Source organism: Mucilaginibacter lappiensis (assembly GCF_900155965.1).
Classification (GTDB): domain Bacteria; phylum Bacteroidota; class Bacteroidia; order Sphingobacteriales; family Sphingobacteriaceae; genus Mucilaginibacter; species Mucilaginibacter lappiensis.
In genome coordinates this window covers 73168-96430 of the sequence record NZ_FTMG01000018.1, presented here as the reverse complement: position 1 = coordinate 96430, position 23263 = coordinate 73168, and the positions used below count along the sequence as shown (strand labels likewise).

General features: G+C 40.0%; 19 protein-coding genes. 2 read left to right on the top strand and 17 right to left on the bottom strand.

From position 1 onward, the window contains the following. Window positions 1-5 precede the first annotated feature (5 nt). From BW976_RS25100 to BW976_RS25065, 8 genes are all read right to left on the bottom strand, one after another. On the bottom strand, window positions 6-2291 hold the full coding sequence (locus BW976_RS25100; RefSeq protein WP_076377731.1) for a GH92 family glycosyl hydrolase: 2286 nt from the start codon (window positions 2289-2291) through the stop codon (window positions 6-8). 62 nt (window positions 2292-2353) lie between these two features. Beyond that, window positions 2354-3760, bottom strand: coding sequence for an alpha-L-fucosidase (locus tag BW976_RS25095; protein WP_076377729.1), 1407 nt, complete (start codon window positions 3758-3760; stop codon window positions 2354-2356). A 17-nt stretch (window positions 3761-3777) separates the two neighbouring features. Next, a complete protein-coding gene (locus BW976_RS25090) occupies window positions 3778-4455 on the bottom strand; it encodes a basic secretory protein-like protein (RefSeq protein WP_076377727.1) in 678 nt (225 codons plus the stop codon). A gap of 130 nt (window positions 4456-4585) precedes the next feature. Beyond that, window positions 4586-5554, bottom strand: a complete 969-nt coding sequence (locus BW976_RS25085; RefSeq protein ID WP_221283442.1) for a DUF5007 domain-containing protein — start codon at window positions 5552-5554, stop codon at window positions 4586-4588. A gap of 24 nt (window positions 5555-5578) precedes the next feature. Continuing rightward, entirely contained in the window at window positions 5579-6268 is a 690-nt protein-coding gene (locus BW976_RS25080) for a hypothetical protein (protein ID WP_076377725.1), read from the bottom strand. Window positions 6269-6286: 18 nt separating this feature from the next. Next, window positions 6287-7777 carry a RagB/SusD family nutrient uptake outer membrane protein gene (locus tag BW976_RS25075; RefSeq protein ID WP_076377723.1) on the bottom strand — a complete coding sequence of 497 codons (1491 nt, stop codon included), beginning with the start codon at window positions 7775-7777 and terminating at the stop codon, window positions 6287-6289. Between the two features lie 27 nt (window positions 7778-7804). Then, window positions 7805-11059 carry a SusC/RagA family TonB-linked outer membrane protein gene (locus BW976_RS25070; RefSeq protein ID WP_084192351.1) on the bottom strand — a complete coding sequence of 1085 codons (3255 nt, stop codon included), beginning with the start codon at window positions 11057-11059 and terminating at the stop codon, window positions 7805-7807. Between the two features lie 632 nt (window positions 11060-11691). Continuing rightward, window positions 11692-12735, bottom strand: coding sequence for a LacI family DNA-binding transcriptional regulator (locus tag BW976_RS25065; RefSeq protein WP_076377721.1), 1044 nt, complete (start codon window positions 12733-12735; stop codon window positions 11692-11694). A 280-nt stretch (window positions 12736-13015) separates the two neighbouring features. On the opposite strand from BW976_RS25065, the gene BW976_RS25060 reads away from it, so the two are divergent. Then, window positions 13016-14353 carry an APC family permease gene (locus BW976_RS25060; protein WP_076377719.1) on the top strand — a complete coding sequence of 446 codons (1338 nt, stop codon included), beginning with the start codon at window positions 13016-13018 and terminating at the stop codon, window positions 14351-14353. Window positions 14354-14355: 2 nt separating this feature from the next. Continuing rightward, window positions 14356-15516 (top strand): trans-sulfuration enzyme family protein, encoded by a 1161-nt coding sequence (locus tag BW976_RS25055; RefSeq protein ID WP_076377717.1) that lies wholly within the window; start codon window positions 14356-14358, stop codon window positions 15514-15516. Between the two features lie 29 nt (window positions 15517-15545). Here BW976_RS25055 and BW976_RS25050 read toward each other — a convergent pair whose 3' ends face one another. The 9 genes from BW976_RS25050 to BW976_RS25010 all read right to left on the bottom strand — a co-directional run bounded on the left by BW976_RS25050 (window position 15546) and on the right by BW976_RS25010 (window position 23250). Further along, on the bottom strand, window positions 15546-16322 hold the full coding sequence (locus BW976_RS25050; protein ID WP_076377715.1) for an SDR family oxidoreductase: 777 nt from the start codon (window positions 16320-16322) through the stop codon (window positions 15546-15548). A 52-nt stretch (window positions 16323-16374) separates the two neighbouring features. After that, window positions 16375-16743, bottom strand: coding sequence for a nuclear transport factor 2 family protein (locus BW976_RS25045; RefSeq protein WP_076377713.1), 369 nt, complete (start codon window positions 16741-16743; stop codon window positions 16375-16377). 140 nt (window positions 16744-16883) lie between these two features. Further along, window positions 16884-17132: a hypothetical protein gene (locus BW976_RS29565; protein ID WP_076377711.1), complete on the bottom strand. Its 249-nt coding sequence runs from the start codon at window positions 17130-17132 to the stop codon at window positions 16884-16886. Window positions 17133-17156: 24 nt separating this feature from the next. Continuing rightward, entirely contained in the window at window positions 17157-17801 is a 645-nt protein-coding gene (locus tag BW976_RS25035; protein WP_139332419.1) for a hypothetical protein, read from the bottom strand. A gap of 22 nt (window positions 17802-17823) precedes the next feature. Then, window positions 17824-20070, bottom strand: coding sequence for a TonB-dependent receptor (locus tag BW976_RS25030; protein ID WP_076377707.1), 2247 nt, complete (start codon window positions 20068-20070; stop codon window positions 17824-17826). A 113-nt stretch (window positions 20071-20183) separates the two neighbouring features. Then, window positions 20184-20897, bottom strand: a complete 714-nt coding sequence (locus tag BW976_RS25025; RefSeq protein WP_076377705.1) for a LytR/AlgR family response regulator transcription factor — start codon at window positions 20895-20897, stop codon at window positions 20184-20186. Then, window positions 20894-21919, bottom strand: coding sequence for a sensor histidine kinase (locus BW976_RS25020; protein ID WP_076377703.1), 1026 nt, complete (start codon window positions 21917-21919; stop codon window positions 20894-20896). The genes BW976_RS25025 and BW976_RS25020 overlap by 4 nt, the downstream gene beginning before the upstream one ends. 24 nt (window positions 21920-21943) lie before the next feature. Further along, the gene (locus tag BW976_RS25015) at window positions 21944-22669 is read right to left on the bottom strand and encodes a DUF2306 domain-containing protein (RefSeq protein ID WP_076377701.1); all 726 of its coding nucleotides are present in this window, start codon (window positions 22667-22669) and stop codon (window positions 21944-21946) included. Window positions 22670-22785: 116 nt separating this feature from the next. Continuing rightward, entirely contained in the window at window positions 22786-23250 is a 465-nt protein-coding gene (locus BW976_RS25010; RefSeq protein WP_076377830.1) for a RidA family protein, read from the bottom strand. Between the last annotated feature and the right edge of the window lie 13 nt (window positions 23251-23263).

The following is a 23263-nucleotide window of genomic DNA, read 5'->3' as shown; positions in this document are numbered from 1 at the left end:
TATAATTAGTTTTTCTCTGACAGAGAAAATGGAAAATCCTTGTCTTGTGTACCCCGTGTTTTGTTTGGCATTGCTCCCATACCTACATTAATCACCGCGCCTTTCATTAAAGCTTGGTGACTTAACCAGTTTGGGCTATATGTTTTACCGTTAACATTAAACGTTTGTACGTAACGGTTCTGGGCACTATTAGCCGGTGCATTGATCACTACCTGTTTACCGTTCTCCAGTGTCAGGGTTAGCTTTTTAAATAATGGTGCACCCAGCACATACTGATCACTGGCAGGACAAACCGGGTAAAAACCCATAGCCGAGAACACATACCAGGCAGATGTTTGGCCGTTATCTTCATCGCCGCAGTAGCCATCTGGGGTGGCTTTGTACATGCGATTCATAGTTTCGCGGGCCCAGTATTGAGTTTTCCAGGGTTCACCTGCATAATTATACAGGTATATCATATGTTGTATAGGCTGATTACCATGGGCGTACTGACCCATATTAGCTATTTGCATTTCACGGATCTCGTGAATCACCCCACCATAATAACTATCGTCAAACACGGGTGGCATCGTAAACACCGAGTCCAATTTGCTCACAAATTTTTGTTTACCGCCCATCAGGTTAATAAGTCCCTGAATATCATGAAATACTCCCCAGCTGTAGTGCCAGCTGTTACCTTCAGTAAAAGCATCGCCCCATTTAAAGGGATTAAAAGGAGTTTGAAAAGAGCCGTCCTTATTTTTACCACGCATTAAACCAGTTGAAGGATCAAACAGGTTGCGGTAATTTTGGCTGCGCTTTTTGTAAATGTCCGTTTCAGATTGTGGTTTGCCCAGGGCTTTACCCAATTGATAAATGGCAAAATCGTCATAAGCATATTCCAGGGTACGGGCGGCGTTTTCGTTAATCTTTACATCATAAGGTACATAGCCCAGTTCATTATAATATTTTACACCATAGCGCCCAACGGCAGATATTGGGCCTTCATTATTGGCGCCATGTACCAGGGCATCGTAAAGGGTATTGATATCGTACCCTCGCAAGCCTTTCAAATAGGCTTCGGCAACAACTGATGCTGAGTTATTACCCACCATAATATCGGCATAACCCGGGCTCGACCATTCTGGCAGCCAGCCACCTTCTTTATAGTCATTGATCAAACCTTCCTGCATCTCCTTATTGATGGATGGATAAACCAGGTTTAGGAACGGATAAAGCGCTCTGAAAGTATCCCAAAAACCGGTGCCGCCAAACAAATAGCCAGGCATTATTTTGCCATTGTACGGGCTGTAATGAATTATCTTATTCTGGGCATCCAACTCATACAATTTGTTCGGAAAAAACAGCATGCGGTACATGCAGCTATAAAAAGTACGGGTTTGATCGATGCTACCACCTTCTACATTAATGCGGCTCAAAGTTTTATTCCATACCGCTTTGGCTTTTTGGCAAGTAGCATCAAAATTATCGTTTGCCAACTCGCGTTTCAGGTTAAGTTCAGCCTGTTCAAAGCTTACAAATGAAGAAGCCACTTTCAAATGTACCTTTTCGCCTTTGGTAGTTTTAAAGCCGATAACCGCGCCGGAATGCGCGCTGGTGATCTCTAGCGAATCATGGGCAAGCGTTTTATCATGCCATGCTTTGGCCAGCGTAAAAGGCTTATCTACATAAATAACAAAATAGTTTTTAAAGTTGGTCATTTTACCGCGTGCATAGCGGGTGCTGTAACCAATGATCTTTTGCTCCTTAGGCAATATTTTGATGTATGACGCCTTGTTAAAAGCATCAACTACAACAAACGAACTGTCAGATTTAGGGAAGGTGAACCTGAACTGGGCAGCGCGTTCCGTCGGGGTTATCTCCGTAGTTACATCAGCATCGGCCAGGTAAACGCTATAATAATAGGGTTTGGCCGTTTCTGATTTATGCGAAAACCAGCTGGCGCGATCATCCTGATCAAAACGCAGACGACCGGTTACCGGCATAATTACAAATTGCCCATAATCATTCATCCAGGGACTTGGCTGGTGGGTTTGTTTAAAACCGCGTATTTTATCGGCAGCATAAGTATACTGCCAGCCATCACCCATCTTGCCGGTTTGTGGCGTCCAGGTGTTCATACCCCAGGGTAATGCTATGGCCGGATAAGTGTTGCCATTAGACAGGTCGGGTTTAGAATCTGTGCCCATCAAGGGATTGATATAATCAACCGGGCTGCCGATTGTTTTAGTTTGCTGTGCATAAGTACTCACGCAAAGCGAAACTAAAATGGCGCTAAAAAGTGCTTTCATTAGTTATAATTTAGTTGTGATGAAACTGCAGGTTTCAGGTTAATGTGTTATTATTATTTTTATTATCTTCTTTCGTTATAAACTCCAACTTCAGCAATAGATACCTGGTGATCAGCAGCATCAACAGACACCCGTATTTTACTACCCCATACCCTGTCAAAGCGGAATATTTTTACTTTATTTTTGCTCTCGCCTTCAAACAAAAGTTTCCAGGTGCCATTTTCACAATATTCCAGGTGTAGTTTGGTGATGTTTGGTTTCTCTTCGGTAATAGCGATGGTATTAAATCCCAAATCACGTTTGAACACAATCTCGTACCATGGATTTTTTACGGTTGGGTTTGAGATCCATGAAGAATGAAAATCATCATCATTGGCAAAATCCATGATATTGGAATCATCGCTCCAACTGGAATTGGAGAATTGGTTTTTAGCCAGATTTGATGATATAATAGGAGCCTCTAGTTTAGGCAACTTAGCCACAGGACCTTCATTCTTCCACATCTCCCCTATTTTTTTGAGGGCTGCAAGTGCATTATCATCAATAAGGCCATCACGATTAGGTGCTACATTCAGGATAAAATTACAATCCACATTATTAAATGGAATGATATTATCGTTGACCAGTTTAGCGGGATCCTTCACCGCATCGGTAGGATCAGACAAATTCCAGAACCAGTGTTTTTGTAACGGATAGCAGGAAAGTGCGGGCATATTATTATTCTCTTTTGAAATGTGCTGACCAGCCCCCTGCTCATACGTTTTAATATCGGTATAAAACATACCTTCGGCAGGGTATTTGGCTCCGTTAAGATCCATAACCAGGCAATTAGGCTGTAACGATTTTACCAAACGATAGATCTCTTCAAAAGGCACATCGTCATAAGATATTCTTGACCATGGTGCATCCCAGCCATCAATGATCAGCGCGCCGATGTCACCGTATCTGGTCAGCAATTCGGTGATCTGGGCCTTGATCATATCGATATGTTTAGGAGTTATGCCATTAGGCCGTAACCGATGATGGGTATCCAGGATAGAATAGTATAAAAACACTTTCAGTCCGTTGGCCCTGAATGCATCCGCGTACTCTTTAACCACATCCCTTTTCAGCGGACTATTCATTACGTTGTAATCGGTAGTTTTGGTATCCCATATACAAAAGCCGCTGTGATGTTTGGTGGTGATACAGCCATAGCTCATATGAGCAGATTTGGCCGCTTTGGCCCACTGATCGCAATTGAGCTTTGTTGGATTAAAAATGGCAGGTGATGCTTCAGGATCGGCCCAATCCTGATTCATGTAAGTTGGAATGTTAAAATGGATGAACATGCCAAAACGCAGATCAACAAACTCTTGTTGCAGCTGCGCCAGTGTTTTTACAGGTTTGTTACTTTGCGCATACGCAGATATGCCCAGGCTGCAAAACAACCCCAGGCAAATTGCTTTTATACTATTGCTTAATTTCATATAATGTTGTGAATGGGTTACGCTCCAATAACCGGATTAGCCGCATAGGCTGTCCAAAGTTCGTCTAATGTTTTGCCGGTTTCTTGCTTCCAGCTATCATTGGTAAAGGTATGGTTGCGTAGTTGGGCATCCAAATTTTTTACCAGGCCTGGCTTAACACTTGTCTCTATCCATACCAGGAAACGGGCCGTGATGCGGTAACTATTTTCATAGCTTTGGGTTGCTTTAAAAGCAGGCAGTGCCCATTTGGCGCCTTCGTTATCAACTCCAAATTTATAGCGGGCATAATCGGCAATACCTTCAGTCAACCACCCGGGGCCGGTGCTTTGGCCATAATCCTGTACAATATGCATTACCTCATGCGTAACCACATCAATATCATGTGGGTGTTTGGTCATGTATTTTGAGCTGAAAACAACACGGCCATCGGCTGTAGCGGCAACACCATTGTAAGCGGTATCAATAACAAAAGTTACATTCTTTAAGGTCTTTTTATTGTAGGCCTTTGCCAGTTTAGGATAAACGGTATAAAAGGTTTCGACCAATTTATTTTTAAGCTCGGGGCTAAAATTGGCATCCTGGTTTTCAAAAGTTAATTTGTACCCTTTTTTTTCAAATACTTCGGTTTGTTGGGCATTACTATTTGTGGCAAAACATAAAGTAAATAGTGCGCCTAAAAGAAAAACTTTTTTCATTGGATAAATAATTGTTAAATAAATATGAGGTTAATAATGTTTAAAATTTAGCTGAGCCGTTCAAAAACACGCAGACGTATTATAAAACCCGGCACAAATCAAATTCTGCTGTGCCGGGTTTGAGGTTATTTTAATTGAGGCTCCTGGTGGCGTGTTGAAGTTTAACAGTGATCAGATAAACCCCTTCCTGAAACAACCGGAAGGTAAACCTTGGGTTGGCACTATAAATTTTTGCCGAAGTTGGTGTAAAACCCGGATCTATCCTAACAAACTGACTCGGTATGCGGTAATAAATAGTAAAGCCCTGTGCTGCTCCTTGAACCGGGAATGGAGTAACCTCAAAATTACAAGTTAATGAAGTATCGGAAGCAATCAAAGGATGGAACTTGGCAAATGTTTCGAAACTGCTCCTATCGCCACGCTTGATGTACTCGCCATTCTTAGGATTAAAGGCTACTCCATTTTCATCAACTATTTTTAAAATAGCCAATGTCCCTTTGTTTGATAATTTGGTAATGGTAACCTTGGGTTCACCGATGTCACCACTGGTAGTAGTACCATCCTGAAACCAGGCTCCGCCACCTGCATCAATTTCGGCCACATCACCTTCAAAGAAATTAAGATTTGCGATATTCTTAAAAGTCTTAGTTCCATTCTCATTAGAAGCAGAAATATCAAACTCATATGTCCCCAGTGGCACATTTGCGGTGGTATTATAAAAGGTAAACGCTCCTGTATGTGTATTAAAATCAAAACTTGGAAGATTTACATTTTTACGGATACTATTGAGCAAAGCAACCGTTGTATCCACATTCGGATCAAACTGTGAGGTGTATACATATCTGTCCCTGTTTTTATAAAGCGAATCGGCATGTTTATGAGTTACCGCATCCCTGATGTCCAATACCTGATAAGTTACGGGTGCACTTGAGCCATCATTGTCAACTGCTATGCCCTGAACTATGACCCCCCGCTGTACCTGGATAGGATTGTCGCGATACCTGATCTGGCTACTTAAAAAACCATGAGGGGCTTTAACACAGCCAATAACTCCGGCTGCCATTAAAATAACAAAAAGTATTTTATAGTTTTTTTTCATTTTCTTAGCTATCTAAAAAATTTATCAATTGTTGACATTGTTGAAATAAGTGAACGTATGATTATTGTTCAACACATGCAACACACCTGTTGTAGTTAGTATACCTGTTGTTTGGCACAGCGTGGAGAGCAGCTGTCTTGGATCAACCTGTTGTACCCCATTTATATCAACCGGTACCGGTCCTCCGGGTGTCAATGGTACTACCTTGGTAAGGTATATATACTGCGGATTGGTGGTGAAAATACTATTGGTATAATCAGTTGTAGACCTCAGTTGAATTAGCCGGTATTCACCATCCAAAGCCTGGGTATATATTCCTTTCTGTGACAAATTATCTCTCGTAATTTTATCTTTGAACATATAGGCTCTTAAAGAATCTTTGAGTGAGGCAAAATTGAGCGAGTCAAATGTAAAAACCAGGTTTTCATTGTTTTTCTGGATGCTTAACTGAGCCTTCTTTGCTAATACAAAGTTGGTGATAGAGTAATTAGTCACCGCAAAAAAGGTTCCGGCGCTGTTCACCTCATCTTTCAGATTCATTTTATTGATCATCATAACCAGCGTGTCAAACGCATGGTTGGTTTTCAGATAATCGTATGTGGTCATGTTTACCTGGGCCTTAAACAGATCGCCCCCAATGGTATAATCCTTTTTACAGGAAAAAAACACAACCGCTACGAATAAGATGGATATAAATATTTTTAATGTTTTCATGTTTGTGTTGTTTAACGGTTAAAGTTTACCTTGCCAGTAAGGTGTTTGTTTTAATACAAAATCGTCCTTAAACATGGTTGGGTCGATAGGCCACAGATTCCCTCCCAGGTTTACCCTCGTATCATTAATGTGTGAATAATCACTAATGAAACTGCTGCTGGAGTTACCAATCTGCTTGGTACGAACCAGGTCATAAAAAGATTGGCCCTCATAAAAGAGTTCACGCAAACGCTCTTCCAGTATAGTTCTGGCAAGCGCATTACCGGCTCCGGTGTAATTAGCTATTCCCGCTCTGCTTCGGATGGTGTTTAACAATGTCAATGCTTCGCCATCACGCCCCAACTGATTTAATGCTTCGGCTCTCAGAAGCATAATGTCGGCCAGGCGGAAAATGATAATGTTATTGGATAAACGCGGATCGTTTTTTGCTGATCCATCTGCATAAGTAATGTTCGAGTACTTAATGGTTTGTCCGCTGGTTGATTGCGCCTGAAAAAAGTATTTTTTATACCTCAAATCTGTAGTATCCTTAAACAAGGTATTCACATACAAGGTACTTACCGGCCATTCCAGATTTGATTTTTGTGCAACAAAGGGGTAGGCGATAGTAGGTGCATATCCACTTTGATAAGGATTATTGAGTGATATACCTTCGCTTTGCTGATAATCAATATTGATCTCAAAAATCCCCTCTACTGATTTACCAATAAATATTTTACTGAATTGCGAGGTATCGGTAACCAAATGATATTGCCCATTATTAATTACCTGAGCGGTAGCTTGTTCGCACGCGGCATAGTCATGTGTCCACGCTGTGATATGAGCTTCCAGTGCAAAAGCCGAACCTTTGTTTGCTCTAACGGCACGCTGACTTTCATCGGCATAACCAAAAACCAAATTACTTTCGGCAATCTTCAAATCGGCTAAACACTGTTTAAGTACATCAGCAGCAGGTGTTCTGGGGATATTTACAGCCTGGCTCACGTCCAGATCGGGTTGCAGTTTTAAAGGCACATCACCCCAAACCCTGGTCATATAAAAATAAGTAAACGCCCGCAGGTAATAAGCCTCGCCAATAATCTGATTTTTATCATCCTGATTACTGAACTTGTTTATCGGGATACCAGGTACTTTGTTAATGATCAGGTTTATTTGCTGTAAAAGCTGGTAGTAATTTAACCAGTTCCAGATACCTGGCCCAACATTTAACCCGGTAAATTCACCGTTTGAGATGTTGTAGTTGGCATCATCAAACCCCGAGTTAATGCTAAACTCACTGGTAGTTGCGTCGCCATATACATGGAACGAGTAATTATTGAGCAATACCGAACGCAAAAGCGCATATGCACCTGCAATGGCGGTATTGGCATCTGTTCCGTTGGTAAAATAAGCGTTGGTAAAGGTGGAGTTATGCGGCTGCAAATCAAGTATTTTTTTGCAGGAGCTTACACTAATTAACCCGGTTATCATTAATAATCCGGCTGTGTATCTTACTATATTTCTTTTCATTTCTTTTCGTTTTATTGCCGTTAAATATTAAAAGCTTACATCAACACCCAGGGTATACTTTTTAGGAATAGGGTAACCACTACCATTGTAAATACCAAAAGCATCAACTTCTTCGGCATCGGGTACGTTTGATTTTTGGAAAATATGCAGGTTATCAACCATACCATATACCCTTAAGCGGCTCAGGTGCAGATTTTTTAAAACAGCTGGATTGAATGTGTAGGATAAGGAAACCGTTTTTACACGCAGATAGCTTCCGTTCTCGACCCAGGCCGAACTTGATGCAGCATATTTATACCTGGTTCCGCTTACCGAACTTAGTGAGGGGTATTTTGCATTATCACCAGGATTTTGCCAGTAATTAATGCCGCTTAGATCAGGAAAAGCATTATTAGTAATATCATGGTACGGGTCAGAATTACCATCGTCAGTTGGCACCAGATGTGATAATTTACCAACCAGGTAATCGTTAAAAATATCGCGTCCAAGCGTAAAAGTACAGAATACTGATACGGTCCAGTTTTTATAGCCAAAAATATTATTAAACCCGCCGGTGAATTTAGGATTGGGATTTCCTGCCGGCACATAGTCTGTTTGGTCAAGAACGCCGTCGCCGTTTGAATCTTTCCATATCGGGTCGCCACCTTTAAACGGATAGCCATAAAAACTTAGTGGTTGCCCTGTTACCGGGTTAATAGGAACATCCTTATCTGTTTTGTAAACCCCCGTTTGCTGAAACAGGTTAAACTCGTTAATTGGTTGCCCCTGCCTTAAAACATAATGATCTATATAAATATCGCGTCCACCGTTTGGCAATGAAGTAATTTCATTTTGGTTATAAGCAATGTTAAAATCGGTTTCCCACTGAAAAGCACTCTTAGGATTAAAATAATGTGCAATAAAAGATGCTTCCAAACCGCGGTTTTGTGTACCAATAGAGTTGGTTACAATGGTGGTATAACCGGTAGTTACCGGCAAGCTCAAACTAAAAATACCCTTACTGGTGTTTTTAACATAAGCATCGGCAACAAAATTAAAACGACCATCAAGAAAAGTAAGGTCGACCCCAAGATTTGCCTGTTTTGAATGTTCCCAGGTTAAGTTTTTATTGCTTAAACCGCCGTTAAAATTAGGGGATATCGCTGCAATACCGTTATAAGTATTGGAAAGATTTTGCCCGGTTTGCGGACTGCTGCTACCCGTAAAACCACCTGCACCTATATTATAAGTATTGAACGACAGATAATTATCGCCACTATCTGGCTGACGACCAGTGATACCATAGCTTGCGCGCAGCTTAAATAAGGTAAGCCAGTTTTTGGTACTTTTCATAAAGGGCTCATCACTGATGATCCAACCTGCAGATACGGAAGGGAAATAACCTACCCGTTGCCCTGCACCAAACTTAGATGACGCATCGGCGTTAAACACGCCTGATATGAGGTAGCGACCTTTAAAGTCGTAATTTAACCTTAGGAAACCGGTTTGAATGCCGCTTTCAATCAAATCTGAATAGGCTGTGGAATTATTTTTGTTTAATACTTTAACAATGGATATCTGATCATTAGGAATTCCATCCGCCTCAGCATCAGTTGCTCTATAGGAGTGGTATTCTGTATTTTGACCCAATAAAACGTTTATATGGTGATCCTTATTCAAGGTGGTACTAAACTGGATATTATTACTCATCAGGTAATTGGCAGAGTTATCAACAAAGCTTGACGCATATCCTAACCCACTCTGCCTTACTACTCCTGGTGTATAAGCATCCCTGCGGCTCCCGGCACTTTCGTACGAAATAACTGTATTAAATAACCAATGATCATTGATGTGCCAGTCAATAGTAGGGCTAATGGTAATACTATTGTTGGTATTGGCATCTGTTGATACATTTGAACTGCCATAAAGAAAATCTTTATTGTCCTGTGTGAGATATAAGTTTGATGGTGGCAATGGGCTATTAGCATAATATCCCCCGGTAAATGGATTTACGTTACCACTCAAATCACTCAGTGAGGTGGGGCGATCAACCCGGTAAAACCTGATCTGGGTACTTATCTTTAATTTAGGTGATATGTTAATACCAACTGTACTGTTTAGGGCGTAACGCTGCAGGCCCGTTTTTTTGATAATTCCATCTTCATTGTAATAGTTTAAACCGTAACGGTAAGTTACCAGGTCATTACCACCGCTTATAGACAGCTCGTAGTTATCAACCTTACCTGTTTGATAAATGCCGCTCCGATAATCGTTGGCATTATTAAATGCCGGATTTAAAGTATCGGTTAATATCTGTGGGATGTTCCTAAGATTTGTATAATTGCCATAATGATTAATCAAGTTTAACTTAGCTCTGGTTTCTTCGGCCCCGGTAAGTACCTTATCTAACTTGGGTTGATCAACAATACCGTGATAGGTTGAGAAGTTTATCCTGGTTTTACCGGCAGTACCTTTTTTTGTGGTGATAATGATAACCCCATTGGCTCCCCTTGAACCATAAATGGCCGCTGCAGACGCATCTTTTAATATGTCAATGTTGTCAATGTCATTAATGGGGATACCTGCAAGCACATCTGTACCGGTACCTGTACCGTAATTAATTGCGGCTATATCCTCAGTGCTTTGTGGCACACCATCAATCACATATAGTGGTCCTGAAATGGCCCTGGCTAAGCTTGCTTTACCTGATGCAGACCCTGTATTATTATCAATACTACGGCTAACTGAGGTATTACCTCTCAAAGTTACATTACTCCGTACCCCCGGCTCGCCCGAAAAATTCTGTACGTTCAAACCCGCTACTCTTCCCTGCAACAACGCATCAAAGGTTGGTGTAGGAATATCGGCAATGGTTTTAGGGTCAACAGAAGTAATTGCAGCGCTTACGCTTCTGCGTGAAACCTGTTGATAACCAATAACCACCACATCTTTGAGTACCTTTTGATCGGTCTTGAGTACAACTACTAAATTTGTATTAGGTTCGGTAATCTTAATGGTTTGTGCCTCATAACCCAGCATTCTTATGGTAATTGATTTACCGGTTTCAACTTTTAAAGTAAATCTTCCCGATGTATTGGCCGACACACCCGAAGCAGAACCTGTTAAAACAATAGATGCGCCAGGCAAAGGGCCACTGGCATCTTTAATTAAACCAGCTACAGTAACCTGGTTACCGGTAGTTTTAGCGTCCTGGGCTTGCAATACAGGCATTCCCAATACCAACAGGATTGGAATGATGCACGTGTAATAAAGGAATTTTTTTTCGTAGAAAAATTTGATCATAATTTTTAATTAAATGAACAGTTAAAGATTGTTTTGACAAGGGTGATGCCCCTGCAACTGAGGTAGTAAGAAGTTTTGGTAGCGAGTTGCTACCTGCTTTTAAGCGGTAAGTCTTTGTTTCTTCATGCAGTTGAATTAAATTTAACAATAAATTACTAAATATGATAAAACGTTTTATCAAAAAGTGCATAACAAGCAACCTCCGATGATAAACCACCGATTTAAAGTATGCCTATAAGCCAAGTTCAGCTATAAAAGCAACAAAACGTTTATCCAAAAAAATGAACCAGTAAGCTGTTTTCCAATTTTATATACGCACAACAGCCTTAATAAAACAAATAGCGCTTTCACCGTAGCGAAAGATTTTAAAAATATTGATAAAACGTTTTATCAATATAAATATGTTTTACCGTATAAGATAGAATAATCAAATATAAGATAGTAAAATGTTTTACCAAATTTTCAGATCATTTTTTATCGAAAAACTTAATTTATTTCGACAAGCACATTAATATTCATTAAAAAATATAAAAATGATAATATAAAAACTGATTTTTTGAATTTTAAATTACAGTTGACTCCAGATAATTCAAATATTCTTAAAATAGATAGATTTTGATAAGCAGAAACTCTTAATTTTTCACCAATACCTCTTTCTTTTCTGCTGTTGATCCCCGCTCTATAAGTTTAGAAGGTATCTGCAGTTTAATTTTTGATATATTATGCCGATCGGCCCCCATTTGTGCCAATAAAAGATCAATAGCCGATTTTGCTATCTCATATGTAGGTTGTTGTATAGTTGTGATTCCGGGTGGATACAAACTAAATATTTCATTATCATCAAAACTTACCATAGCTAAATCCTGTGGAATATTTAACTCCAACTGCTTGATACTTTCCAAGCCCATTGTACCTAAATAGTTTGTGGTAAAGAATACCGCATCCATCTGTTTCTGTTGTTTTATAAAGGCCTTTATGGAGTTTATGGCCTTATCCTTATCGGTATCAAAAGGTAATTTAAATATCAGTTTTTTATCTTCCTTTATATTATTAATTTTTAAAGCATCTTTATATCCGCGGGTACGATCCTGCAATTGGATCAGGTCCAGATCGGCAGTTATCAGGCCTATCTTTTTATATCCAACCTTTAAAAGATGATTTACTGCGTTAAAAGCGCTACCATGATTATCAACCAGCACATGAGGAATATCCAAGCCCGGAAAATAACCATCTATTAATACAACGGGTTTTTCATTAGCTACCAGGCTTTGTATATCTTTCTCTAATCCTTTCATCGGTGTAATGATATAACCATCAACCAATTGTTGAGAAAGCATCCTGATTACATCCTTTCCTTTTTGGATATTATTGTTAGTACTGCAATAAATAATTCTGTACCCTTCTTTTTCGGCTTCTTCCTCTATAACTTTGGCCATCGCCCCAAAAAACGGGCCGCCGATGGTTTCAACCACCAGGCCGATTACTTTTGAAACGCCGGTACGAAGGCCTACTGCCATCCGATTGGGCTCATACCCATTTTTGGCAGCTACGTCCAATATTTTTTTGGTTATCTCTTTACTAATACGGCCCTTGCCGTTTAAAACAAATGATACCGTTGTAATGGAGGTATTGGTAAGTTTTGCGATATCCTTTATGGATATTTTTTTATTTATCATTATTTGTTAGTCTCTTGTGATTTTCAGGTGTACTGTATTAACAGCAACAAATTAGGCAAATACCCGGTTTATCAAAAATATAAATTTATAACAATGCTGCTACACTTATTATTTTATTACAGTGATTTATCATAAACGTTCTTTTTCTATAAATAATATATGAGTTGCTTAAGGTTAGTAAAACCTTTTAGTAACACAGATTTTAATTAATAAATATGCTTAAATTACCATTTTAAATTAACATCCCTTTAATACTAAACATTGATTTACCACAATTGATATGAGCATTACGCCCAAACTGACCCGCTTTGATCTTTCCATGATCGTTATCAGTCTGGTGATAGGAATGGGGATTTTTGCAACACCCGGTGAAGTAGCTACTAGTTCAAGCAATCCTTTCCTTTATTTTGGAGCCTGGTTTTTTGGAGGTGCAGTTAGTTTATGCGGAGCCCTTACTTTTGCCGAAATAGGGGCACGCTATCCAACAACCGGCGGGTTCTATAAAGTTTTTTCATATTGTTTTCATCCGGCTTTCGCTTTTATGATCAACTGGATATTGGTGATTAGCAACGCCGCTTCAGTGGCCGCTGTTGCACTTATAGGTGCAGAGTATATTAACCCAATAATTATGCCTGCAAGCCTGCAAAATGATCTGGGCATTAAGATCATGACTATCACATCAGTACTTATTTTGTATATTATTAACTTTTTAGGTATTAAAATGAGTGCCAGAACCCAAAATGCGCTTACCATTTTTAAAATAAGCATGATCCTTATTCTCTGCACGGCCGTTTTTAAAAGTCATATAACACCCACCACCTATAGAATTATTGTACCACCTGGCGATAATAAATATAATTTGAGTGCGTTTGGGATAAGTTTGGTTGCCGTATTCTTTACTTATGGCGGTTATCAACAAACTATTAACTTTGGAGGCGACATTATTAATGCCAAAACGAACATCCCTAAAGCAATATTTACGGGGATGATAACAGTTATATTCCTATACCTGCTTATTAACTTTGCCTATTATTCGGTTTTAGGTATCAAGGGCCTTCAGCATAAAACCGCTCTGGCTGCTACCCTGGCCGGTGCTATTTTTGGAGCAGTTGGCTATAAGATCATTTCATTGCTGATGTTTGTATCAGTACTCGCTTTTATCAATGTTAATATCATGGCCAATCCAAGAGTATACTACGCCATGGCCGAGGACGGAATCTTACCTAACCGTTTTAAACGTGTTAACCAAAAAACACAAGTGCAGGAATTTGGCTTGAGCTTTTTTGTAACCGCAGTACTTCTTATACTGTTTTTTATCAGTTCGTTTCAAAAAATGCTCAGCTATGTTATGTTTTTTGATACTATTGGGCTTTCCACTGCGGCGGTTACTATTTTTATTTTAAGAAAAAAAACCAAACATCTTAATGGGACTGGTATTTACACCATGAAATGGTACCCTGTTATCCCTATTATTTTTATTGTTGCTTACTGGTTTGTTACCATAAGCATCTTTATCGAAAACCCTTTGGCTGCGTTGATATGCCTTTGTGCATTTGTTGCCGGTCTTATTATATATTTTATTACTAAAAACAGCCAGAACACCATTATAATACCTTAACTATGGAGCTTTCATTTATATTAAATGAATTGGGAGAAGAAAGAGAAAATTACTTCAACGCGGTTTCGCCTCCCATCATACAATCAAGCAATTTCACTTTTAATACGGTAACAGATCTCAGACAGGCCATGGCCGATGAATTTGACACCAATTTGTACTCCAGGGGTCAAAACCCAACACTGAGTATATTAAGAAAAAAGCTGGCCGCTCTTGACGGGGCAGACGATGCTTTGGTATTTAGCAGCGGTATCGGCGCTATAAGTGTCCCCTTACTTGCATTACTAAAATCAGGTGATCATATTGTTGCCGTCGAGAACCCTTATAGCTGGACCATAAAACTTTTTAAAGAGTTTTTACCCAAATTTGGCATAAACACCACTTTTATTGACGGCACTGTTTATGACAATTTTGAAACAGCCGTTATCCCCCAAACACGATTAATATTCTTAGAAAGCCCTAATACCTTTAGTTACGAATTACAGGATATTAAAAAGATTGCAAAATTTGCCAGATCGCGTGGTATTGTGACCATGATTGATAACAGTTATTGCAGCCCTATATACCAGCAACCTATTAGCATGGGTATCGACCTGGTAGCGCAATCGGCCACTAAGTATATCGGAGGGCACTCAGATGTAGTAGCCGGTGTGCTTACAGGTAGCAGGGAACTAATCAGGCAGATATTTGACCACGAATTCATGAACCTGGGGCCAGCCATTTCTCCACATTCTGCGTGGTTGCTGTTAAGGGGATTAAGAACTTTGCCATTACGTTTACAACGCAGCTTTGAAAGTACCGGAGTTATTACCAAATGGTTACAAGCGCATGAGCACATACAACAACTGATATGGCCTTTTAGTGAGAGTTTTAAACAAACACAATTGGCGCACGAACAAATGCAGGGTTGCGGCGGATTATTTAGCTTTAGTTTAAAAAATTCTTCCTTTAAAAAAATAGAAGCATTTTGTAATAACCTGCAACATATATTATTAGCTGTTTCCTGGGGTGGGCACGAAAGTTTGATACTACCATCAATTGCATCCATTTCGGAGCAGGAATACACAGCAACAGATGAACGCCTTCAATTGATTAGGATGTATGTTGGTTTAGAAGATACCGGATATCTGATTCAAGATCTTCAACAGGCATTGGCTAAGATTTAATCAAATAGATGCAAGCTTTTTCAATCATATCAACTTGCTAAATCATGCCGTAAAAAAGCTTCCCATGTTACCCGTCCATAGCTATTGGTTGGCCAAATATTATTTTCAGAACGATAACGATCATATTCTTCACTCTGAAGTGGTCGCACTTTTAGTTCATCTTTCCGGCTGAGTACATGAAGATATGTTTTTGCCATTTCTTCAAATTTAAGCAGTTCCGGCCCCCCTACTCCACGCACTAATCCTACCGGTTCCCTTTGTGCTAAATCCACCAGTAAGGTTGCTGCCTCCTTTACTTCTATAGATTGAAAATGCATACCATCGGGAATGGCTAGTGTACCATTTTTTTTATCAAATGTTTTTAAAATAGAGAGTACATAATTATGAAACTGAGTAGTACGCAAAACGGAAAACGGAATCCCGCTGGCTGCTATCATTTGCTCTACCCGTATTTTAGTTTGATAATATGCATAGTTGCTTTTATCAACGTTAATAATAGAGATATAAACAAAATGAAGGGTTTTATCCCGGTCTATCGCGTTCAATAAGTTTTGTGTCCCTTTGATATCTACACTTTGAGTATCTTTAGGATTACTTGCACAGTGGACAATAATATCAGCATCCCTTGTGGCTTCTTCTAAACCTCTGTTCGAAGCCAGATCGCCTTTTATTAACTGCACACCGGCAGGGACAGTTGCATTTTTTTTTGAGCTTAATACAGTAACACCATATTTAATGGATAATAACTGATCTACAACTTCTTTCCCCAGCAGGCCAGTACCTCCTGTCACTAATACATTCTTCATCCGTTAAGCTTTTGTAATGAATAATTAATAAGGTTAGGTTCGATGAATTATTTTAATTTTTATTTGATTGTTCCAAAACCAGCCGTGGATCAAAAATCACTCTAAAAGAGCTTATTTTACCGCCCTTAACCTGATACCATCCGCAACCGAATACGGTAACCCGTCCCATATCAATATCATAAAACAAACACACATCATCTCCTTCGGCAATGGTCTTTTTCAGATCGTATTTAAATTTCATCTTCTCCATATCGTTCATATATGCCTCCGCTCCATCACGCGCACCCAGTACTCCTTTAAAAGTCATATCCGTTGCTAAATATTTCCTGGCAATGGCAAAATCTTCCTTATTCATCGCATCTATAAAGGCCAATACCACTTCTTTTGAATTTCTAGTTAATTCTACCATTTCGTTTTTCATATTATTATTCAGGCAAATCATTATTATATAGTAATAACTAAAACAACCCTAATGTTTCATAAAAAAACAAAAAGGGCATTGTTAATGCCAAAACACTAACAATGCCCTTATATTAACTTGCCATGAAGAAGTTACGTTTATTAAGTATGCTTTCCCCGGCTGTAAACAGTATCACATTGCCGCCTGTGACCTTTACCTCTGAAATACTCAAATCTGTTTATCATAAACAGCATGTTGGTAGCAACAAAGAGTATAATAACCAAAATAGCAGCCACTTTTGTAATACTTGTTAAAGCGGACTTTTTTGAAAACCCACCAAAAACATAACCGATAATAAATACCATACAGGTAATAAACAATATCCGTATGATGATGATTCCAAATCCCATGATCGTAAATTTAATGGTGAACAATTATTTGTATTTGCTTAAAAGTTCCTGGTCCTCGGTTTTACCCCAATGCGGGTTTATTCCTGTATCCGTATTTTCAAGCATTTTAAGGCTTTGCGTAGCCAGTTGTTTGGCCAGATCTTTATCGCCACCCCACATTTTTGGGGTATTATATTTAAACCATGCCGCCAGGTAAATAGTCCTGGGATTATCTGGATTTAATTGTTTGGCCTGGTTTAAGTACTGCTGGGCAAGCGGGCCATATTTAGGTCCATAGGTCATCATGTTAATGAATACCTTGCTCTGGTTAATCATACTCATCACAGTATACACCTCTGCCAACTCCTTCTTTTGATTAACCTTATCCAGCAACGATTCTGCCTTTTTAGCCTGTGTTTCTCCCCGGTTGCTATACGGTTCAATAGATTCACCGTCATCCTGTAACAGGAAACCTATCCTTGCGTTACAATATGCAGCGTAATAGTTGGGTAGCCAGTCTTTGGGTTGAGAGGCTGCTATCTTTGCAAATTCCTGCTCCATTGCGGCGTAATCTTTAACCGTTCTAGCCTTGTCTAATTTGGTAACGGCATTTTGTAGGTTGGTTTGCTGAGCCAATGCTGATAAACAGCACATCAATATGGCTAAACCCGAAATAACTAACTTTTTCATGTTGATTGATTTTATATGGTTTTTAATTATTGTTATTATCAAGAATATCACTGGTACGATTAATGCCGAAGCTCATAAAGAACCCCGCGTAATAGTACCGTCGTGCCGGTAAGGTTAAAGGCATTTTGATATCGCCATTGGCGCTGTAGTTATAGCCAAATAGCGGATTGGTACCCAATAAATTATTAACCCCTACGCTAAAGCCCGAAAACGGTTTCTGTTTCCAGCTTTTGAATAACGACATCAGGTGAGCCACCTGAAGGTTCAACACACTATAGTTTTTAGTAGTACCCTGGTCGTAAATTCTGGATGCATTACTGGCATTATCGTATCTGATATCATAATAAGGCCGGCCGGTAGCAAAGGCATATGAAATATTTACATAGGTATTAATATCCTGTAAGTTCTTTTTTATAGCAACAGTGGCAGTATGCGGCGTAGCAAAATTGGGTTGTATCTCCCCCGGATAGTCTAAAAAATCACGTTTAGTATTTAGGTAAGTATAGGAGATCCAGTAATCAAGATTTTTGAAGGTCTTTTTATCTCTGAAAAACAGTTCAATACCCCGGGCATAGCCTTTTCCGTCGTTGCTAATAACCGGTTCTGTTTTGATCAGATCCTTATACTGCTTGTAATAAGCCTCGATCCTGAAAAACCGGTTATGTGCCTTTTTGGTATAGTTCAATACATAATGGGTAGCGCTTGAAAAATTGAGATCAGTAGTTTGATACAGAAAATCATTCTGCGGTTCCTGGTAAAAAATACCGTAGGCAAAATTAAACTGCCCCCCATCATTTAAGCGATAGGCCAGACTTGCCCTTGGCGCGATAACCCATTTGTTTAATAATGAGGAGTGTTCTGTGCGCACACCTACTTTAACAGCTAAGTTATTAGCCAGGTAAATATCACCCTCGGCAAAAGCTGCTGTTAAATTATCTGTAAGCGCGATGGTGCTATCATTTGATATGCCATGATCATGCGAATAAAAATGTTCGGCCCCGAACCGAAGCGCCTGGTTATGCGGGAACATAAGGGTAAATACTAACCTTGCCTGTGCAAAATCATTATTAATGATCCGATGATTGTTTTTTTCGTTGAACGGATAATTAGGTAGATTAATGGTTTGACCATCGGCATCGGTCAAGTTTTGAATGGTGTTTATCCTGCTATAACTGTAAGCCACGCCAGCTTCAAGCTTCCAATCATCATTCAGATAATCGCGATAGCTCAAATTATTATAGCTGTTCATTCCTTTTACCTGGTAAGTGGAGCGTAAAGCAGCGCTGTCAATATCCGGATTACGCATCCCTACATTGCTGGTATTCCAGTTGGTATAAAATTTCAGCATCCCGGTTTTACCGGTCTTTATCCTGAAATTGGCGTCCCCTTCCAGGTACTCCGGTCCGCTGAAATAATTAATACGCTGCGATATAATGGAGTTATACCAGGCTTGGTTGCTATACCTTAAAGTGACACCATAACTGCTCTTCTTGTTTTTGGCCAGTTCCTGTATCCCTGCCCCCAGGTTGGCAGTAAAAACAGAGAAATAGGCGGATGATTTAGCAGGCAGGTCAACACTTTCCAGGATCAGGGCACTGCTCATGGCCTGGCCGTATAATGCCGAGTACCCTCCCGTACTGAACAGGATGCCGTTAAACAATATAGGGTTTACCCGGGCATACTGTTGCAAGCCAGGCACCGCAGGATAGTTAGGATTTTTAACCAGCGTACCATCTATAAATTGTTTGGTTTCATCGCCGGTACCACCACGTACAAACAGACCATCCGCCTCCCCTATTTGTTGTGAACCGGGTAATGACCGGAGCGCTAAAGCAACATCGGCATTACTACCGGCAACGGTAAATGCATCAATAGCGGTTAGTGATGCACCTTTTGCCTTATCGCTGGCTTCAAATGAACCGGCACTGATAATAACCTCGTGAAGCGACTGGGCATCAGATTGTAAAAGAACAATATCCAGGTAGATGGATGAATCGGCAAGGGCGATTTCTTTTCTAAACGATTTGTACCCAACAGACGTTACCAGCAACAATTGTTTCCCCTTCGCATTGGTTGACAAGTTGAAGGTGCCGGTAGTGTCGGTTTTAACACCCTCGCCGGTTGCTTTTAGTAATATACTGGCAAAAGGAATGGCCTCACCGTTGTTATTTTTTACCGTTCCTGAAATACGACACTGCGAAAAAACAAATCGTGGTGCCAGTAAAAACAGAAAGGCAACTGCTATATATTTGATGATATGAGTTTTCATGACCCTTAGTTCTGAACCTATTGATGATCAAAACTATGGTGCCTGATGTTATCTTTTTTGGAGAGTAGACGAGCGGGGAAAGAGTAGCGACGAAAGCCAGGATTGTGTGTAAATTAATGCTCCAACCTGTTCAGTATCCTGGTAATATTCTCTTTGTAGGATTCGCTTACAGGAACCTCTTTTTGGCCGATATAAACAAAATCGCGTTTTACCGTGGTTATTTTATTGGCTGCCGCCAGGAATGATTTATGGGTACGTATGAATGCCGGCGGCGGGAGTTTTTCTTCAATAGCCTTGATGGTCATACGGGTAAGCACCGGTTTGGTTGATGAGGACAGATGAATCTTGATATAATCTTTCAAGCCTTCTATATAATCAATATCGGCGACCACAATTTTCACCAGGGTATATTCTACATTAACAAAAAAGTCTTCGGGCATAGCGGGAACTATGGTTTTGTTGCTTTGTTGTAGCTTGAACAAGTCATTGGCCCGGTTGCAGGCTTTCAAAAAACGTTCAAAGCTGAAGGGTTTCAGCACATAATCAACCACGTTGAGCTCAAAACCTTCCAGCGCGTATTTTTCATAGGCGGTAACCAGGATAACCAGGGGTGGCCTATTGAGCGTTTGCAGAAACTGTAACCCGTTTAATCGGGGCATTTGTATATCCAGAAAGATGAGGTCAATTTGCTCTGTTTGCAGGATTTCGATGGCTTCCAGTGGATTTTTGCAGGTCTTAACCAGATGCAAAAAGAGTATCTTACTGATGTTATCTTCCAGCAGTTCCCGAACTAATTGTTCATCATCAACAATAATACAGTGCATCATACTAACTTCAAAGTTAAGGTAATATGAAAAAGATCGTCGTTATTATTGATGGTTAAGGTATAATTGTCTTTATACAACAAATTTAACCGCGACCGTACATTGGCCAAACCAATACCGGAGTTTTCATCCTTGGAGCTTACAGATTCATCTTCAAACTTATTGCGTACCTCAAATATCATCATGCCGCGATATACAGATAGTTCAATATCAATCTGCGGCTGTTCGTTGTAACCTACACCGTGTTTAAAAGCATTCTCCACAAAGGGTATCAGCAGCATAGGTTCAATGGTATACAGATCATCTTCCTTATCCAACTCAATCCGGCTGTTCACCTGTACATCGTTTCCGAAACGAAGCTTTTGCAGTTCGATATAGCTACTTAAATATTCTATTTCTTTTTGAAGCGCTACCTTTTTACCCTGGGCATCGTACAGCATATAACGCATGAGATCTGACAGCATAATGAGTGATTGCTCCAACTTGTCGGACTTTTTACGGGCCAGCGATACCAGGTTGGTCAATACATTAAATAAAAAATGCGGACTGATCTGCGACCGGAGAAATTTGAGTTCAGTTAGTAGCTGTGTGGCCTGTTTTTCCTTTTGCTCTCGTTCAGTACGGATGCTGTCAACAATTCTGCAATAGATAAGGCTGATGACAAAAACGACAATGGAGGGAGGAAAAACAAATTTATAAACAGAGGGGGTTTTTGTCAACTCCGGGAACCACCCCATCATGATATGATGTTTTAACCAAAACGACCCAAATATGAGCAGTACACTCCCCATAATATACAGCAACCAAGAGCGCTTGTTATAAAACCTGGGATATAAGTATAAAGCATTGATGTAAAAAATAGCCAGGTGAATAATACCCGCCTCTGTAAAGAGCAAGCCTGGGATAGAACCAATAGCATACCCATTAGCAGCTGTGGAAACAAAATAAGGCAGCAATAATACGGTGCCCCATATAAGCACATGGAGCATAATATGAATATACCGTACTTTAATAGATACTTTCATTGGATATGATAAACACGTCGGCCCTTATTGATGCATAAATTTAATAAAGGGATCATTAGTTAGCGCATTTATAGTACTTTTAGTTTTTACCAGGCGGGTTCTACCTATCCAGTATTCAGCTGCAATAAGGTGCAGTACAAAACCTATCCAAAACCCGATACCAAAAAACTCTTTGGGCGTTAAGCCTGTAAACCGACTAGTGGCAAAGAATATCCCATTAATTATCCGGATGGTAGTTATAGCCATTCCAACAGCATAAACCCGGATGGCCCACTCCCGGTGTTGCGGGAGTTTATGCTGCCGCACCTGCTGAAAAATCTTGAATAAAGCATACAGAAAGAACACGGAAAACAGTACCGTTGCCGCGGCCTGATTAACACCCCCTATAGCCGGCACGGCAAAACTCATGATCAACGCGGTTACACCTATCACCACACCACATATTAAAAACAGGCGGCCGCTAAACCGGTGCCAGCGCGGGTAACGGGTTCGTATCTTTTGGATGAATTGAAATGGCCCCACAAGCACAAAAATAAGCCCGGGGATAATATGAACAAGAATTAATAAAGGATACTGTGCAAGGCTATCATCTATTTGGGTAAAATTACTTTTAACCACCGGCGGATGATAGCCATTGATCAGCACAGGTATTGAGGTGAGCATGCGGCGCACTACAATAACAATTCCAATGAGCGATAGAAAAGCAATAATGCCATATAATAAACGAGGGGGTGATGCTGGCTTTTTCATACATAGATAGCTTAGTATTAGGTAAAGCTACCCGCATAAAAGTTTACATCGACACAGAATAGATCAAACAGGAAACTGTGTAGACAAATAAGTAAAGTATATAGATAATGCTTAAGCTATTTTTTGGGGATGACGGCGGTAGCTTCTATCTCAACCAAAATATCATCCCTGAATAGCTTGCTAACCTGCACCAAGGTACTGGCTGGCGGATGGGCTGTATTCACAAATTTACCCCTGATAGTGCGCAGCACCTGTACCTGCGAAACATCGGTCATATAATAATTAAGCTTTACAACATCGTTCATGTTGCCTCCTGCTGCTTCCACTATATTTTTGATATTGGTGAATATCTGTTGAATTTGGGCAGTAATATCATCTTTACCTACCAGATGACCGTCTTTATCAAAGGCAACCTGTCCGGATAGGATAAGCATCGTGCTTTTGCCCATATCAACCGTAACCGCTTGTGAATATCCTTTAGGCGTAATTACTGAGGAGGGATTTATAAATGTGATATCACTTGTTTGCGCGAAACCGGCTGACGAGATGAGCAGCAGGATAAAATAAAAATGTTTTTTCATAGTGAGATGTTTC

What these genes read in the sequence shown, in the direction of transcription:
- BW976_RS25015 (WP_076377701.1), bottom strand. Translation starts at nt 22,669, where the DNA reads ATGAAAAAGCCAGCATCACCCCCTCGTTTATTATATGGCATTATTGCT.
- BW976_RS25035 (WP_139332419.1), bottom strand. Translation starts at nt 17,801, where the DNA reads ATGAAAAAGTTAGTTATTTCGGGTTTAGCCATATTGATGTGCTGTTTA.
- BW976_RS25080 (WP_076377725.1), bottom strand. Translation starts at nt 6,268, where the DNA reads ATGAAAACATTAAAAATATTTATATCCATCTTATTCGTAGCGGTTGTG.
- BW976_RS25075 (WP_076377723.1), bottom strand. Translation starts at nt 7,777, where the DNA reads ATGAAAAGAAATATAGTAAGATACACAGCCGGATTATTAATGATAACC.
- BW976_RS25085 (WP_221283442.1), bottom strand. Translation starts at nt 5,554, where the DNA reads ATGAAAAAAAACTATAAAATACTTTTTGTTATTTTAATGGCAGCCGGA.
- BW976_RS25055 (WP_076377717.1), top strand. Translation starts at nt 14,356, where the DNA reads ATGGAGCTTTCATTTATATTAAATGAATTGGGAGAAGAAAGAGAAAAT.
- BW976_RS25060 (WP_076377719.1), top strand. Translation starts at nt 13,016, where the DNA reads ATGAGCATTACGCCCAAACTGACCCGCTTTGATCTTTCCATGATCGTT.
- BW976_RS25050 (WP_076377715.1), bottom strand. Translation starts at nt 16,322, where the DNA reads ATGAAGAATGTATTAGTGACAGGAGGTACTGGCCTGCTGGGGAAAGAA.
- BW976_RS25045 (WP_076377713.1), bottom strand. Translation starts at nt 16,743, where the DNA reads ATGAAAAACGAAATGGTAGAATTAACTAGAAATTCAAAAGAAGTGGTA.
- BW976_RS25065 (WP_076377721.1), bottom strand. Translation starts at nt 12,735, where the DNA reads ATGATAAATAAAAAAATATCCATAAAGGATATCGCAAAACTTACCAAT.
- BW976_RS25010 (WP_076377830.1), bottom strand. Translation starts at nt 23,250, where the DNA reads ATGAAAAAACATTTTTATTTTATCCTGCTGCTCATCTCGTCAGCCGGT.
- BW976_RS25070 (WP_084192351.1), bottom strand. Translation starts at nt 11,059, where the DNA reads ATGATCAAATTTTTCTACGAAAAAAAATTCCTTTATTACACGTGCATC.
- BW976_RS29565 (WP_076377711.1), bottom strand. Translation starts at nt 17,132, where the DNA reads ATGGGATTTGGAATCATCATCATACGGATATTGTTTATTACCTGTATG.
- BW976_RS25090 (WP_076377727.1), bottom strand. Translation starts at nt 4,455, where the DNA reads ATGAAAAAAGTTTTTCTTTTAGGCGCACTATTTACTTTATGTTTTGCC.
- BW976_RS25100 (WP_076377731.1), bottom strand. Translation starts at nt 2,291, where the DNA reads ATGAAAGCACTTTTTAGCGCCATTTTAGTTTCGCTTTGCGTGAGTACT.
- BW976_RS25095 (WP_076377729.1), bottom strand. Translation starts at nt 3,760, where the DNA reads ATGAAATTAAGCAATAGTATAAAAGCAATTTGCCTGGGGTTGTTTTGC.
- BW976_RS25030 (WP_076377707.1), bottom strand. Translation starts at nt 20,070, where the DNA reads ATGAAAACTCATATCATCAAATATATAGCAGTTGCCTTTCTGTTTTTA.
- BW976_RS25020 (WP_076377703.1), bottom strand. Translation starts at nt 21,919, where the DNA reads ATGAAAGTATCTATTAAAGTACGGTATATTCATATTATGCTCCATGTG.
- BW976_RS25025 (WP_076377705.1), bottom strand. Translation starts at nt 20,897, where the DNA reads ATGATGCACTGTATTATTGTTGATGATGAACAATTAGTTCGGGAACTG.